Origin of the sequence: Streptomyces sp. NPDC050534 (assembly GCF_044457745.1) — a bacterium.
Taxonomy (GTDB): Bacteria; Actinomycetota; Actinomycetes; order Streptomycetales; family Streptomycetaceae; genus Streptomyces.
This window is the reverse complement of sequence record NZ_JBITHF010000019.1, coordinates 91,470-104,460: the sequence shown is the minus strand read 5'-3', so window position 1 is coordinate 104,460 and position 12,991 is coordinate 91,470. Positions and strand designations below refer to the sequence as shown.

At 71.1% G+C, this 12,991-nt stretch carries 17 protein-coding genes, 1 tRNA gene and 1 pseudogene; 5 read left to right on the top strand and 14 right to left on the bottom strand.

The genetic code is table 11. From position 1 onward, the window contains the following. Nucleotides 1–15: 15 nt before the first annotated feature. The 8 genes from ACIBN2_RS42365 to ACIBN2_RS42330 form a co-directional block, all read right to left on the bottom strand. Nucleotides 16–906, bottom strand: a complete 891-nt coding sequence (locus ACIBN2_RS42365; RefSeq protein WP_399142918.1) for an RNA polymerase sigma factor SigF — start codon at nt 904–906, stop codon at nt 16–18. A gap of 304 nt (nt 907–1,210) precedes the next feature. Next, the gene (locus ACIBN2_RS42360) at nt 1,211–2,086 is read right to left on the bottom strand and encodes an RNA polymerase sigma factor SigF (RefSeq protein WP_399142916.1); all 876 of its coding nucleotides are present in this window, start codon (nt 2,084–2,086) and stop codon (nt 1,211–1,213) included. 171 nt (nt 2,087–2,257) lie between these two features. Then, nucleotides 2,258–2,551 carry a Dabb family protein gene (locus ACIBN2_RS42355; protein WP_399142914.1) on the bottom strand — a complete coding sequence of 98 codons (294 nt, stop codon included), beginning with the start codon at nt 2,549–2,551 and terminating at the stop codon, nt 2,258–2,260. Between the two features lie 12 nt (nt 2,552–2,563). Continuing rightward, the gene (locus tag ACIBN2_RS42350; protein WP_399142912.1) at nt 2,564–2,740 is read right to left on the bottom strand and encodes a hypothetical protein; all 177 of its coding nucleotides are present in this window, start codon (nt 2,738–2,740) and stop codon (nt 2,564–2,566) included. 84 nt (nt 2,741–2,824) lie between these two features. After that, nucleotides 2,825–2,909: transfer RNA gene (locus ACIBN2_RS42345), tRNA-Ser, on the bottom strand. Nucleotides 2,910–2,976: 67 nt separating this feature from the next. Then, nucleotides 2,977–3,402, bottom strand: a complete 426-nt coding sequence (tadA, locus tag ACIBN2_RS42340; protein ID WP_399143038.1) for a tRNA adenosine(34) deaminase TadA — start codon at nt 3,400–3,402, stop codon at nt 2,977–2,979. 59 nt (nt 3,403–3,461) lie between these two features. Continuing rightward, nucleotides 3,462–3,998, bottom strand: a complete 537-nt coding sequence (locus tag ACIBN2_RS42335; RefSeq protein ID WP_399143037.1) for a hypothetical protein — start codon at nt 3,996–3,998, stop codon at nt 3,462–3,464. 241 nt (nt 3,999–4,239) lie between these two features. Beyond that, the gene (locus ACIBN2_RS42330) at nt 4,240–4,434 is read right to left on the bottom strand and encodes a hypothetical protein (protein ID WP_399142910.1); all 195 of its coding nucleotides are present in this window, start codon (nt 4,432–4,434) and stop codon (nt 4,240–4,242) included. Nucleotides 4,435–4,530: 96 nt separating this feature from the next. On the opposite strand from ACIBN2_RS42330, the gene upp reads away from it, so the two are divergent. Next, a complete protein-coding gene (gene upp / locus ACIBN2_RS42325; protein ID WP_399142909.1) occupies nt 4,531–5,166 on the top strand; it encodes a uracil phosphoribosyltransferase in 636 nt (211 codons plus the stop codon). 96 nt (nt 5,167–5,262) lie between these two features. Here upp and ACIBN2_RS42320 read toward each other — a convergent pair whose 3' ends face one another. Together ACIBN2_RS42320 and ACIBN2_RS42315 are read right to left on the bottom strand one after the other, a co-directional pair. Beyond that, the gene (locus tag ACIBN2_RS42320) at nt 5,263–5,916 is read right to left on the bottom strand and encodes a LytR C-terminal domain-containing protein (RefSeq protein WP_399142907.1); all 654 of its coding nucleotides are present in this window, start codon (nt 5,914–5,916) and stop codon (nt 5,263–5,265) included. 112 nt (nt 5,917–6,028) lie between these two features. Continuing rightward, on the bottom strand, nt 6,029–6,325 hold the full coding sequence (locus tag ACIBN2_RS42315) for a type II toxin-antitoxin system VapB family antitoxin (RefSeq protein WP_003999914.1): 297 nt from the start codon (nt 6,323–6,325) through the stop codon (nt 6,029–6,031). Nucleotides 6,326–6,429: 104 nt separating this feature from the next. Between ACIBN2_RS42315 and ACIBN2_RS42310 the strand changes: the two genes are divergently transcribed. Continuing rightward, a complete protein-coding gene (locus ACIBN2_RS42310) occupies nt 6,430–8,028 on the top strand; it encodes a helicase HerA-like domain-containing protein (RefSeq protein ID WP_399142905.1) in 1,599 nt (532 codons plus the stop codon). Between the two features lie 21 nt (nt 8,029–8,049). On the opposite strand, the gene ACIBN2_RS42305 is transcribed toward ACIBN2_RS42310, so the two are convergent. From ACIBN2_RS42305 to ACIBN2_RS42290, 4 genes are all read right to left on the bottom strand, one after another. Further along, nucleotides 8,050–8,175 carry a hypothetical protein gene (locus ACIBN2_RS42305; protein ID WP_399142903.1) on the bottom strand — a complete coding sequence of 42 codons (126 nt, stop codon included), beginning with the start codon at nt 8,173–8,175 and terminating at the stop codon, nt 8,050–8,052. A 49-nt stretch (nt 8,176–8,224) separates the two neighbouring features. Beyond that, a complete protein-coding gene (locus ACIBN2_RS42300) occupies nt 8,225–8,539 on the bottom strand; it encodes a hypothetical protein (protein WP_399142902.1) in 315 nt (104 codons plus the stop codon). A gap of 72 nt (nt 8,540–8,611) precedes the next feature. After that, complete coding sequence (locus tag ACIBN2_RS42295; protein ID WP_399142900.1) at nt 8,612–9,268, bottom strand: HdeD family acid-resistance protein; 657 nt, start codon at nt 9,266–9,268, stop codon at nt 8,612–8,614. A gap of 61 nt (nt 9,269–9,329) precedes the next feature. Then, nucleotides 9,330–9,923 carry an HhH-GPD-type base excision DNA repair protein gene (locus ACIBN2_RS42290; RefSeq protein WP_399142898.1) on the bottom strand — a complete coding sequence of 198 codons (594 nt, stop codon included), beginning with the start codon at nt 9,921–9,923 and terminating at the stop codon, nt 9,330–9,332. A 163-nt stretch (nt 9,924–10,086) separates the two neighbouring features. Here ACIBN2_RS42290 and ACIBN2_RS42285 point away from each other — a divergent pair, with 163 nt between their 5' ends. The 3 genes and pseudogenes from ACIBN2_RS42285 (at nt 10,087) to ACIBN2_RS42275 (ending at nt 12,847) form a co-directional block, all read left to right on the top strand. Further along, the gene (locus ACIBN2_RS42285) at nt 10,087–10,560 is read left to right on the top strand and encodes a cupin domain-containing protein (protein WP_399142896.1); all 474 of its coding nucleotides are present in this window, start codon (nt 10,087–10,089) and stop codon (nt 10,558–10,560) included. A gap of 20 nt (nt 10,561–10,580) precedes the next feature. Next, nucleotides 10,581–10,958: pseudogene (locus tag ACIBN2_RS42280) on the top strand (SDR family NAD(P)-dependent oxidoreductase); the annotation flags it as partial. 149 nt (nt 10,959–11,107) lie between these two features. After that, nucleotides 11,108–12,847 (top strand): copper resistance CopC/CopD family protein, encoded by a 1,740-nt coding sequence (locus ACIBN2_RS42275; protein ID WP_399142894.1) that lies wholly within the window; start codon nt 11,108–11,110, stop codon nt 12,845–12,847. The last annotated feature ends 144 nt before the right edge of the window (nt 12,848–12,991 follow it).

Below are 12,991 nucleotides of genomic sequence, written 5' to 3'. Positions count from 1 at the left end.
GCCGCCGGAAACCGCCTAGTCCGAGATGAGCCCCTCGCGCAGCTGTGCCAGTGTGCGGGTCAGCAGACGGGAGACGTGCATCTGTGAGATGCCGACCTCCTCGCCGATCTGCGACTGGGTCATGTTGGCGAAGAAGCGGAGCATGATGATCTGCCGCTCGCGGGGCGGGAGCTTGGCCAGCAGCGGCTTCAGGGACTCGCGGTACTCGACGCCCTCCAGGGCGGTGTCCTCGTAGCCGAGGCGGTCCGCGAGGGAGCCCTCGCCGCCGTCGTCCTCGGGGGCCGGGGAGTCCAGCGAGGAGGCCGTGTAGGCGTTGCCGACCGCGAGGCCGTCGACCACGTCCTCCTCGGAGACGCCGAGCACGGCGGCGAGTTCGGGGACGGTCGGGGAGCGGTCGAGCTTCTGGGAGAGCTCGTCACTGGCCTTCGTCAGGGCCAGGCGCAGCTCCTGGAGCCGGCGCGGCACGCGCACCGACCACGAGGTGTCGCGGAAGAACCGCTTGATCTCACCGACGACCGTCGGCATCGCGAAGGTCGGGAACTCCACGCCCCGCTCGCAGTCGAACCGGTCGATCGCCTTGATCAGGCCGATCGTGCCGACCTGGACGATGTCCTCCATCGGCTCGTTGCGCGAGCGGAAGCGGGCCGCGGCGTAGCGCACCAGCGGGAGGTTGAGCTCGATGAGGGTGTCCCGCACGTACGCACGCTCGGGGCTGTTCTCGTCGAGAGCGGCGAGCCGCAGGAAAAGGGAGCGGGACAGGGTGCGGGTGTCGATGTTCCCCGGGGCCGGGATGGTCGGGGCGTCGGGCGCCTGCACCAACGGAGCTTCGTCGAGCACGGCGTCGGCGGGCGCGGAATCGCTCTTCGTGAGCGTGAGCACCTTCGAGCTGCCCTGATCTGCGGACATGCCACCCCCTCTGGGTCGCGGGACGGTCGCGGCCGAAGTCCCCTCGGCGAGGAGTTCAGCCTTCACCTGAATACCGGAGCCGAAGCCCCGGCAAACGCGCTTGGGGAAGAATGTCACATGTCGGCAACACGCTGTAGTGACATGTCGACACGTGAGATGCGAATCGGCCCTGGAAAGAGGGGGTCTGAGGCTTTTTCGGCGCAGAACTGTCAGGAACATCCCTGGTGAGCGATTCGCTCTCGCAGGTTACGCGTCGATCCTGTTTGCGATCTGCGGTGTTCCGGAGCGTGCGCCTGTGCGCCTCTTATGCCTCGATCCGATTGGCGGATCGCAGCCGCTGGAAGCTACGCGCGAGTAGCCGCGACACATGCATCTGGGAGACGCCGAGTTCCGCGCTGATTTGTGACTGGGTGAGGTTGCTGTAGTAGCGCAGCAGAAGGATTCTCTGTTCCCGCTCCGGCAGTTGTACGAGGAGATGGCGCACGAGATCCCGGTGTTCCACGCCGTCCAGGGCGGGGTCCTCGTAGCCGAGCCGGTCGAGGAGCCCCGGCAGTCCGTCGCCCTCCTGGGCGGCCTCCAGGGAGGTCGCGTGGTACGAGCGGCCGGCCTCGATGCAGGACAGGACCTCTTCCTCGGTGATGCGCAGCCGTTCGGCGATCTCGGCGGTCGTCGGGGTGCGCCCGAAGGCGGTCGTCAGGTCCTCGGTGGCGCTGTTGACCTGGACCCACAACTCGTGGAGGCGGCGAGGGACGTGGACCGTGCGGACGTTGTCGCGGAAGTACCGCTTGATCTCGCCGACCACGGTCGGCATCGCGAAGGTCGGGAACTGCACGCCCCGGTCCGGGTCGAAGCGGTCGATCGCGTTGATCAGCCCGATGGTGCCGACCTGGATCACGTCCTCCATCGGCTCGTTGCGGGAGCGGAAGCGGGCCGCCGCGTAACGCACGAGCGGGAGGTTGGCCTCGATCAGCGCCCCGCGCACCCGGATGTGTTCCGGGCTGCCCGGAATGAGCGTCTTGAGCTCGCCGAAGAGCACCTGGGTGAGAGCCCGGGTGTCGGCGCCGCGGCTGCGCGGGGCTGCGGCTTCGGTCGGGGCCGTCGCGACCTCCGTCGCGACCTCCGTCGCGACCTCCGGCACGGTTTCCCGGGGTGGTGCTTGAGGCGCAGTACTGGCCGGCACGGTCAACTCCGCCTCGCAATCGATCAACTCATCCGTCAAAAGTGGTCATAGCATCACAAGAGATGTGGACTGTGTGCAAGCACCGCATTACGCCGTGTTGATAGCAAGTTGGGGCAAACCATGCAAAAGAGCCCTGCACCGGCTCCGGTGCAGGGCCCATCGGGGGCCGGCTCAGTACTCGTAGTCGGCGATCACCCAGGTGGCGAACTCCTTCCAGAGCGCCACGCCCGCCTGGTGCTCGGGGTGCTCGACGTAGCGCCGCAGCGAGGCCGCGTCCTCGAAGCCGGAGTTGATGGCGAAGTCGTAGGCGATGGGGCGGTCGCTGAGGTTCCAGCCCAGTTCCCAGTAGCGGATCTCGGGGATCTTCCCGTCCAGCGACCGGAACGCCTCCTCGCCCGCCGTGACACGCGGATCGTCGCGCAGGACGCCCTCGTTGAGCTTGAACAGGACGAGATGCCGGATCATGCGCGCTCCTGGTTAATGGGCCCCGTTGGCCAGCCAGGTGAAGAAGTCGCCGATGGCCTTCGCGGCGTCCGAGATGCCCTCGAACCCTATCTGGACGTAGTCCGCCGCCTTGGCAGGGTCTGTGATGATCACGTACAGGGCGAAGACCGCGAGCGCATAGACGGCGATCTTCTTCGCATTCACCGCCACCGCGGCCTCCCGAGTCACAAGTTGCCCAACGACCGCACATGATCGCACGAAGGGCCCCGTCTTTCGACGGGGCCCTTTTTCGAGCGGTAGCGGAGGGATTTGAACCCTCGGTGACTTGCGCCACACTCGCTTTCGAGGCGAGCTCCTTCGGCCGCTCGGACACGCTACCGAGGGAGACCTTACAGCACGCCGGGCGGTGCTCCGAAATCGGTATTCAGCGGCCCGCGGGACAGGGATCAGCGGGACCGGAAGAAGTCGGTGAGCAGGCGGGCGCACTCCTCGGCGAGCACGCCTTCGATCACTTCGGGGCGGTGGTTGAGCCGCCGGTCGCGTACGACGTCCCAGAGGGAGCCGGCCGCTCCGGCCTTCTCGTCGCGGGCGCCGTAGACGACCCGGTCCACCCGGGACTGGACGATCGCGCCCGCGCACATCGTGCAGGGCTCCAGGGTGACGACGAGCGTGCAGCCGGAGAGCCGCCACTCGCCGAGCCCGGCCGCCGCCCGGCGGATCGCGAGGATCTCGGCGTGCGCGGTCGGATCGCCGGTGGCCTCGCGCTCGTTGTGCCCGGCCGCGAGCACGGTCGTGCCGTCCGGGGCCAGCACGACGGCGCCGACGGGGACGTCCCCGCCGGCCCGTACGGCCTCGTCCAGCGCGTGCCGCATCGCGGCCCGCCACGGGTCGCGCACCGGGTCCGGGGTGCCTTCTGCGGTCGCTGCAGCGCTCAGCGGACGGTCTCCAGGACCTCCGAGGCGCCCAGCGCCTCGGCGATGGCGCTCAGGGCGTCGTCGTCCAGGATGCGCAGCTCCTTGGCGGTGACACCCAGGTCGTCGAGGATCTCGACGTCGCCGACGGGGCTGTGCGGCACGGCCTCGGCGGACGGCGTGTCCTCGTCGCCGTCGCCGTCGCCGTCCTCGTCCTCACCGTCCTCGGTCCCGTCGAGGTCGAGGGAGTCCAGGTCGGCGCCGTCGTCGCCGGGCTCCCTTCCGAGCAGTTCGTCGGTGAGCAGGATCTCGCCGTAGCTGCTGCGGGCAGCGGCGGCGGCGTCCGAGACGTAGATACGAGGGTCGTCCTCGCCGTCGACGCGGACGACGCCGAACCACGCGTCTTCCTGCTCGATCAGTACGAGCACCGTGTCGTCCTCGGTCGAGGCTTCCCGGGCGAGGTCGGCCAGATCCGACAGGGTCTCCACATCGTCGAGCTCTGTGTCGCTCGCTTCCCACCCGTCTTCGGTGCGCGCGAGCAGTGCGGCGAAGTACACCGTGACTCTCCCACTGGTCATAGACGTGCCGGTTGGGGGTCCCCCCGGCGGAGGTTCAGGGCGGGGAGAGCTGTGCTCCGAGCCCCACCCACTCGGAATCGTGGCAGAAACAAGGCGTTCAGGGGACGTCTTCGGCTCCCTGTGTCCGCCCGTTTTGATCGGCCACGAGCGGGATCGTACGCGGCGATCCCTGTCGGCACGCAAAGGGCTGCCCTTCCACGTGCGGTGAGTCCGGCCGGAGTTACCAGCGGAAGGTGCGCATGCGCATGGCGTGGCGCAGGCGGGCGGTCTTGGCGCGGCGCGGCTGGACACGGTCGCGCAGTTCGCGCGCCTCGGCGAGGTCACGCAGGAACTGGGCCCTGCGCCGACGGCGCTCCGCGTCGCTCTCGTCCGGCGACGCGTCCTTCCCGGCTTCGCTCTCAGGCAGGTCAGGCATAGGCTCACCACCCCCCGGTCCGTCCCTCCCACTTTCCCTCTGATGGGCGGTTTGATGCCAGCGCAAGGGTTGTGGGGGCGCGGTTACTGTTAGGGCATGCGTCTCCACGTCGTCGACCATCCGCTGGTCGCCCACAAGCTCACCACCCTGCGCGACCGGCGCACCGACTCCGCGACCTTCCGCCGGCTCGCCGACGAACTCGTCACCCTGCTCGCCTACGAGGCCACGCGCGACGTGCGCACCGAGCAGGTCGACATCGTCACTCCGGTCGCCGCGACGACCGGCGTGAAGCTCTCCTATCCGCGCCCGCTGGTCGTGCCGATCCTGCGGGCCGGTCTCGGCATGCTGGACGGCATGGTGCGGCTGCTGCCGACCGCCGAGGTGGGCTTCCTGGGCATGATCCGCGACGAGGAGACGCTCAAGGCGTCCACGTACGCCTCCCGCATGCCCGAGGACCTCTCCGGGCGCCAGGTGTACGTCCTCGACCCGATGCTGGCCACGGGCGGCACGCTGGTCGCGGCGATCCAGGAGCTGATCAAGCGCGGCGCGGACGATGTGACGGCCGTGGTGCTCCTCGCCACGCCGGAGGGCGTCGAGCTGATGGAGCGGGAGCTGGCGGGCACGCCGGTGACCGTGGTGACGGCCGCGGTCGACGAGCGGCTCAACGAGCACGGGTACATCGTGCCGGGGCTGGGGGACGCGGGCGACCGCCTCTACGGCTCGGCGGAGTAGCGTTCGCCGATTTTGCCGTCGGGGTGCGGGTGTGTTGCCGGCTGTGCGTTCGTGGTGGCTTGTCGCGCAGTTCCCCGCGCCCCTTCAGGGTGTTGCTCAGCAGCTCTTCTTCGACGTCGGCGTCGGCTTCGGGTCGGCCAGGGCTGCCAGCGCCTTGTCCGAGGCCGGCTTGGTCGTCAGGGTCTTGAAGCCGTCGCCGATGATCAGATCGAGGTCGGCGCCCTTGCGGGCCGCGTCCGTGCGGCGCTCGGCGGTGGAGAGCTGCGTGGCGAGCACGGGCAGCGAGCTGTTCAGGGAGGACGCGGGGCCCAGCAGGACCCCCGTGCCCTTGACCTTCTTGTCGAACGCCTTGGCCGCGTTGCCCACGTCGCCGATCTTGAAGCCGCGCTTCTTCAGTTCGTCCGCCGTGCTCTTGGCCAGGCCGCTGCGCGTGGTGGCGTTGTAGACGTTCACCGTGATCTGGCCGGGCTTGGGGGCGGCGGCACCCTTGGCGCCGGCGGAGGGGCCGGCCGACGGGCTCACCCCGGATCCGCAGTCCGCCTTGGTGCCGGCCGCCGAAGCCTTCTTGCCGCCGCCGGTGAAGACGTCGATGAGCTGCAGGGTGCCCCAGGCGATGACCGCGAGCGCGGCGACGGAGGCCACGACCGCGGCGACGAGCCTGCCACGCCGACGGCGCTGGCGCATCCGGGGGTATTTGTCCCCCGTGATCTTGTACTTGCCGCCCATGCCCGGGGGAGTCAGCATGCTCATGGGCGCAGCGTAGTGCGCCTGGGCGGCAATGCCTACTAGATGATCATTGCAGTCCGCGCAGGTGAACCCAAAAGGGTCAAGCCTTTACCGGCAGGCCGGGCTCAGCTGCGGGTCAGTCCAGTTCGAGCACGCGCGCGTGCAGCACCTGGCGCTGCTGCAGGGCGGCCCGCACCGCACGGTGGAGACCGTCCTCGAGATACAGATCGCCCTGCCACTTGACCACGTGTGCGAACAGGTCGCCGTAGAAGGTCGAGTCCTCGGCCAGGAGGGTCTCCAGGTCGAGCTGTCCCTTGGTGGTGACGAGCTGATCGAGGCGGACCGGGCGCGGCGCGACGTCCGCCCACTGCCGGGTGCTTTCCCGGCCGTGGTCGGGGTACGGCCGGCCGTTTCCGATGCGCTTGAAGATCACACGGAAAGCCTACCGGTCAAGACCTTCCGGGCGCAGCCATGGAGACGGAGTGCGACGCTGGAAAAGACGTTTCAAAACGGGGCAAACAGCAACAGGGGCCCGATATGAGTGACAGCGAGACCATGCGTCCGGCCACTGCTGCCGAGGCACCCGGAAGTGCTCCCGCCCTCCCCGGCGCGGCCCTGGAGATCGCCTCCGGATACGCCTTCACCGGGCCGGCGCTCGACCTCGGAGCCCTGCTGTGGGACGGGACGTGCCTGCCGGACGCGAAGATCCGCATCCCGCTGCCCATGCTCAACCGCCACGGCCTGGTCGCGGGCGCCACCGGCACCGGCAAGACCAAGACGCTCCAACTCGTCGCGGAACAGCTGTCGGCGCACGGCGTGCCGGTCTTCCTCGCCGACGTCAAGGGCGACCTGTCCGGGATCTCGGCACCCGGGCAGCCGAACGACAAGGTGCGGGGGCGGGCCGCCGAGGTCCACCAGGAATGGACGCCGGCCGGCTTTCCGGCGCAGTTCTACGCGCTCGGCGGCCTCGGGCACGGCGTCCCCGTACGGGCCACCGTCACCAGCTTCGGGCCGGTCCTGCTGTCCAAGGTGCTCGGGCTGAACCAGACCCAGGAGCAGTCCCTCGGCCTGATCTTCCACTACGCCGACACCAAGGGCCTTGAGCTGATCGACCTCAAAGACCTGAGGGCGGTCGTCGCCTTCCTGACCTCGGACGAGGGCAGGGCGGAGCTGAAGGACATCGGCGGGCTGTCGACCGCCACGGCCGGGGTGATCCTGCGCTCCCTCACCGCCTTCGAGGCGCAGGGCATGGCCGGCTTCTTCGGGGAGCCGGAGTTCGACACCGGCGAGTTCCTGCGGACGGCCGAGGACGGGCGCGGCACGGTGTCCGTCCTCGAACTGCCCGCCGTGCAGGACAAGCCGCAGCTGTTCTCGACCTTCCTGATGTGGCTGCTCGCCGACCTCTTCCACGACCTTCCCGAGGTCGGCGACGCCGACAAACCCGGGCTCGTCTTCTTCTTCGACGAGGCGCATCTGCTGTTCGACGACGCCTCGAAGGCCTTCCTGGACTCGATCACCCGGACCGTGCGGCTCATTCGCTCGAAAGGGGTCGGCGTCTTCTTCGTCACGCAGACTCCGAAGGACGTACCGTCCGATGTCCTCGCACAGCTCGGCAACCGCGTCCAGCACGCGCTGCGTGCCTTCACGCCCGACGACCAGAAGGCGCTGAAGGCGACGGTGAAGACCTTCCCGAACTCCGCCTACGACCTGGAGGAGCTGCTCACCGGTCTGGGGACGGGGGAGGCCGTGGTGACGGTGCTGAGCGAGAAGGGGGCCCCGACCCCGGTCGCGGCGACCCGGCTGCGTGCCCCCGAGTCCCTGATGGGGCCCGTCGACCCGGGCGCCCTCGGCGGGGCGGTGCGGGCCTCGCCGCTGTACGGACGTTACGCACAGGCTGTGGACGGGGAGTCGGCGTACGAGAAGCTCGAGGCCGCGAAGGCGACCGGCGCCAAGGGACCCGAGGAGATGAAGGAACAGACCCGGCCCACGGCCGCCCCGAAGGCCGGACAGGAGCCCTCCGTCGTCGAACAGGTCGTCGGCAGCGGCATGTTCAAGTCCCTGGCGCGGTCGGTGGGCACGCAGATCGGGCGGGAGATCACCCGCTCGCTGTTCGGGACGGCCCGGCGGAGGCGGTAGGCCCGCCCCCGCCGGGGGAGATCAGCGGCCCTGCTTCCGCGCGGGCTGCTGGGGTTGCGGTTTCTGCGTATCCCGGTGCCGGGGCGCGCTGCGAGCGGCCTCCGCGCGCAGCAGGGCGCGCAGGACCGCGTACGGGTCGGTGGGCATGGCTGTGTTCCTCGCGTAGTGCTGACTGTTCCCGGGGAGCGGGGCCCTGTCAGCAGCGCAGGACCACGGTGCGCAGGGCGGGCAGGGAGTGCGGCGGCCGCGGCGGGGCGGGCAGGGTCCGGATCCGCGGGGCGGCGGGCGCCGGGTCGGTGCGGAGTGCGAGGCGCAGGGGTGCGGCGGCCCGGAGGACGGTGCCGGCCGGCGGTCGCACGGCCGCGTCCAGGACGTCGTACTCGACGATCTCCGCGGACACGGCGGGCGTCGCGTGCACCTGGGAGTGTGCGCCCGGCACCAGCAGGGCGCACAGCAGCACGAGCGCCCGCAGCCAGGTGCGGCTGCGGGGCAGGCTGCGTGCGGTGCTCACGGGAGGTCGTCTGCCCACGGCGCACCCGGTGTTCAGCACGCAGGAGGCGAGATACGCCCGTATTGCGTACGGCTATACCTCGCGCGGCACCTGCCGGGCGCGGCCGCGCACGCGGATCGCCGTGACGATCTCGACGACACCGACCGCGACCAGCCAGATGCCGCCGACCAGGGTGAGGACGGCGACGGACCGGAAGGGCGAGTCGATCAGGACGATGCCGGCGATGAACGTGACGATCCCGAGGAAGATCTGCCAGCCGCGGGCCGGCATGGACGGGTCGTGGAGGGCGGCCAGGGTCTGGGTGATCCCGCGGATGAGCCAGCCGATGCCGATCCACAGCCCGAGCAGCAGGATCGACTGCATCGGTCCGCGGAAGCAGAACAGTCCCAGCATGATCGACAGGGCGCCGCTGACGAAGGCCAGCACGCGCAGCGAGGTCGTCCGGTGCGTGCCGAAGGCGGCGACCAGCTGGAAGACGCCGCTGCACAGGAGGTAGAGGCCGAACAGGACGCCGGCCGCGAACAGGGACGCTCCCGGCCAGACGAGGACCAGGACGCCGAGGATCAGCGAGGCCACGCCGGTGAGCAGGACGACCTGCCAGGCGGCCTTCGACAGCGCGTGCAGGGGACCCTCGAAGGGCGGTTCCGGTGCGTGCGCGCCTGGTGCGGCTCCGGCGTGGACCTTGCGGTCGTCGTACTCCGGACTCCAGGAGTTCGGTGGGTCTGTCATGCTCCATGCTCCGACCGGCCGCGCACGCCGCGCCACCCCGGGGGGCCGGTCGGCTGACGCCCTATTTCCCGGTGGCCTTCGCGGCCTTGGCGGCGGCCTTCGTCTCCTGCTTGAACGCCCGCACCTTGGTCAGTGACTCCGGCCCGGTGATGTCGGCGACCGAGCGGAAGGAGCCGGCGTCGCCGTACGAACCGGCCGCCTCGCGCCAGCCCTCGGGCCGCACGCCCAACTGCTTGCCGAGCAGCGCCAGGAAGATCTGCGCCTTCTGCTTGCCGAAGCCGGGCAGTTCCTGGAGCCGCTTCAGCAGCTCGCGGCCGTCGTCCACGCCCTTCCAGACGAGTTCGGCGTTCCCGTCGTAGTGCTCCACGAGGTACTGGCACAGCTGCTGGACCCGCTTGGCCATGGAGCCCGGGTAGCGGTGCACGGCCGGCTTCTCGGACAGCAGCGCGCCGAAGGCCTCGGGGTCCATGACGGCGATGTCGTGCGCGTCCAGGTCCTCGGCGCCGAGCCGGTCCGCGATCGTGCGCGGGCCCTTGAACGCCCACTCCATCGGGACCTGCTGGTCCAGCAGCATCCCGGTGAGCGCGGCCAGCGCAGAGCGCCCGAGGAGCTCGTCGGCCGCGGAGTCCTGGGCGAGGTGAAGGGTGACGTCCATGCCTCCGATCATGCCGTGCGCGCGCTCGGGCCGCCCGCCGGTACCCCAGGGCATCGATCCGCGCCGGGGGACGTCCTGCTCCCCGTGGACGTACGAGGACGGGGACCGGGCCGGGGAACCACGCTCAACTGGCGTTCCCGCGGCGGGAGGTAGCCTTCCCCGGGTGACGCCCGAAGACCTCGTCGCCCACTACGGACTCGAGCCCCTGCCCCGCGAGGGCGGCCTGTACCACCAGACGTGGGCGGGCCCCGAACGGCCCGACGGACGGCCCGAGGGGTCGGCGATCGTCGCCCTGCTGACCGCCGCCGACTTCTCCGCGCTGCACCGTCTGCCCACCGACGAGATCTGGCACCACTACCTCGGCGACCCGCTGGAGCTCCTGCTCCTCGCCCCCGACGGCACGTCCGCCACGGCCGTGCTCGGCCCGGACGTCCTCGGCGGCCAGCACCCGCAGTTCACCGTGCCCGCCGGGACCTGGATGGGCGGGCGCGTCGCCGAGGGCGGAGCGTGGACGTTCTTCGGCTGCACCATGGCGCCCGGATTCACCTTCGGGGGTTACGAGCACGGGGACGCGGCCCGGCTCACGGCGCGGTATCCGGACCGGGCCGCCCGGATCCTGGAACTGTCCCGGCCCTGAGACTTCTCGACGGGCAGGTCGCCCAGGTCATGCGGGAACGCGGCGGCGGCAGCGTGACGCACATCGCCTCCATCGAGGGGCGGCGGTCGGCGGCCCTGCACGCGCACTACGGCGCGTCCAAGGCGGCCGTCGTGACGCACGCCCGGGCGGCGGCCCTGGAGTACGGCGGGTCCGGCATCCGTGTCAACTCCGTCCCGCCCGGCCTGATCCGGCGCGACGGGCTGGAGGAGGACTTGCCGGAAGGGGTGCGGAGGTGGCGGCAGGCGGCCCCGCTCGGGCGGCTCGGGCGGGCGGAGGACGTCGGGGACGCCTGCGTGTTCCTGGCCTCGCGGCTCGCGTCCTGGGTGACCGGGCACGACCTGGTGGTGGACGGCGGGGTGACCGCCCGGCCCACGTGATGAGCACACGGCGGCCCGTATCCGTACGTATCCGGAAGGCGGCGAGTGGGACGACGGAGAACTGCGTGGGGTGTGAGCGTGCGGACGGTGGACGGCGAGGGCGGCGGGAGGTCCGCGGACCCGCCCGGCGCCGGGGAGTTCAAGGGCTGGTGCTGCTGGGCGCCGTGCTGGTCCTGCTCGTCCTCGGCGGCGCGGGGCCCGCGTCGGCCCACGCGGCCCTCAAGGGCACCGATCCCGACGACGGAGCCGTCCTCAGGTCGGCTCCCCGCCACCTCACCCTGACCTTCACCGAGTCCGTCGGCCTGCTCGACGACTCCTTCCGCGTGCTCGACCCCCAGAACCGGCGCGTCCGCATCGGCGCCGCGCAGCACGCCCAGGGCCGCTCCGACACCGCCTCCGTGACCCTGCCGGCGAAGCTCGCCGAGGGCACGTACGTGGTCGCCTGGCGGGTCGTCTCGGCGGACAGCCACCCGGTGGGCGGCGCGTTCACCTTCTCCGTCGGCAAACCCTCCGCGACGGTCGCCGCGGCGGGCACCGGCCCGACCGAGAACCCGGCGACCGCCAGTCTCTACAACATCGCCCGCTATCTGGCCTACCTCGCCGCGGCCCTGCTGATCGGCACGGCCGCCTTCGTGGCCCTGTGCCGACCGGCGGACCGGGCGCCGCTGCGAAGGCCGCTGGTGGCGGGCTGGTGGACCCTGGCGGGGACGACCGTGGCGCTGCTGGTGCTGCGCGCCCCGTACGAGAACGGGACGGGCCCCGCCTCCGCCTTCGACGCCTCCGCCTTCACCCGCACCCTCACGAGCCGCCCCGGTCTCGTCCTGCTGGCACGGCTCGCCCTGCTGCTCGTCGCCGCCGTCCTCGCCGTACGACTGCGCAAACGTGAAGCCCTGTCCCGCCCGCTGCCGGCGGCCGGTGCCGTCCTGGCCGTGGCGCTGGCCCTCACCTGGGCCGCCGCCGAGCACGCCTCGGCGGGCATCCAGGTGCCGGTGGCGATGGCGTCCTCGGTGCTGCACCTGCTGGCGATGGCGGTCTGGCTGGGCGGTCTGACGGCCCTGCTCGTCCTGCTCCACCGCACCGAGCCGCCCGCTGCCGTCGTGGCCCGCTTCTCCCGCGTCGCCTTCGTCTCCGTGACCGTCCTGGTCGTCACCGGCGTCTACCAGTCCTGGCGGGGCCTCGGCTCCTTCGGCGCGTTCACCGGCACGACGTACGGCCGGCTGCTGCTCGCCAAACTGGCGGCCGTGGTGCTGCTGCTGGCGGCCGCGGGGCTCTCGCGGCGCTGGACGGCACGGCTGGTGCCGGACCGCGCGGAGGCGGCCGTACGGGAGCGGGTGCCCGAGCCGGTGGGCGGGCCGCCGCCGGCCGCCGCGGGGGAACCCGCCGGGCCCCCGGGCGCCGGCACCGGCCGCCGCGGTCTGCGCCGCTCCGTCCTCGCCGAAGTCGCCGTCGGCGTCGTGGTCCTGGTGCTCACGACGGTCCTCACGGGCACGCTCCCGGGCCGTGCCGCCGCCGAGGCCGCCGCTCGGCCCGCGGCGGCGGGCGGGCTGCCGGTCGCGTCCGTCACGAACGTGCCCTTCGACGTCGGCACCCCGAACGGCCACGGCAAGGTGCAGATCACCCTCGACCCCGGCCGCGTGGGCGACAACTCCGTGCAGGCGGTGGTCTTCGGCCCCGACGGTGGCGTCGTCGCCCTCCCGGAGGTCCGCCTCTCCCTCAGCCTCCCGGCCCGGAAGATCGGTCCGCTCGACGCCAAGTTGCGGAACCTGGGCGGCTATTGGGGCACCAGCGACCTCACCCTGCCCCTCGCCGGCACCTGGACCATGCACGTCACCGTCCGCACGACGGAGATCGACCAGGTGACGGTGACCAAGGCCGTGCGTATCCAGTAAGGCACCTTACGTAGCCGTATGTTCGGGTCCTCGAACACAACGATCACATGTGTGTCGGTTACGTTTCCACAAAGCTCATGGGCAGCTATTGACCGATGACCGGATATGGGGCTGTTATTACCGCCACGATGTTCGGTCGAGTTG

Bases quoted from the DNA above. Each gene is read 5' to 3' on its own strand.
- ACIBN2_RS42365 (WP_399142918.1), bottom strand. From the start codon at position 906: ATGTCCGCAGATCAGGGCAGCTCGAAGGTGCTCACGCTCACGAAGAGC.
- ACIBN2_RS42355 (WP_399142914.1), bottom strand. From the start codon at position 2,551: ATGATCCGGCATCTCGTCCTGTTCAAGCTCAACGAGGGCGTCCTGCGC.
- tadA (WP_399143038.1), bottom strand. From the start codon at position 3,402: ATGCGGCACGCGCTGGACGAGGCCGTACGGGCCGGCGGGGACGTCCCC.
- ACIBN2_RS42330 (WP_399142910.1), bottom strand. From the start codon at position 4,434: ATGCCTGACCTGCCTGAGAGCGAAGCCGGGAAGGACGCGTCGCCGGAC.
- upp (WP_399142909.1), top strand. From the start codon at position 4,531: ATGCGTCTCCACGTCGTCGACCATCCGCTGGTCGCCCACAAGCTCACC.
- ACIBN2_RS42320 (WP_399142907.1), bottom strand. From the start codon at position 5,916: ATGAGCATGCTGACTCCCCCGGGCATGGGCGGCAAGTACAAGATCACG.
- ACIBN2_RS42310 (WP_399142905.1), top strand. From the start codon at position 6,430: ATGAGTGACAGCGAGACCATGCGTCCGGCCACTGCTGCCGAGGCACCC.
- ACIBN2_RS42305 (WP_399142903.1), bottom strand. From the start codon at position 8,175: ATGCCCACCGACCCGTACGCGGTCCTGCGCGCCCTGCTGCGCGCGGAG.
- ACIBN2_RS42295 (WP_399142900.1), bottom strand. From the start codon at position 9,268: ATGACAGACCCACCGAACTCCTGGAGTCCGGAGTACGACGACCGCAAG.
- ACIBN2_RS42290 (WP_399142898.1), bottom strand. From the start codon at position 9,923: ATGGACGTCACCCTTCACCTCGCCCAGGACTCCGCGGCCGACGAGCTC.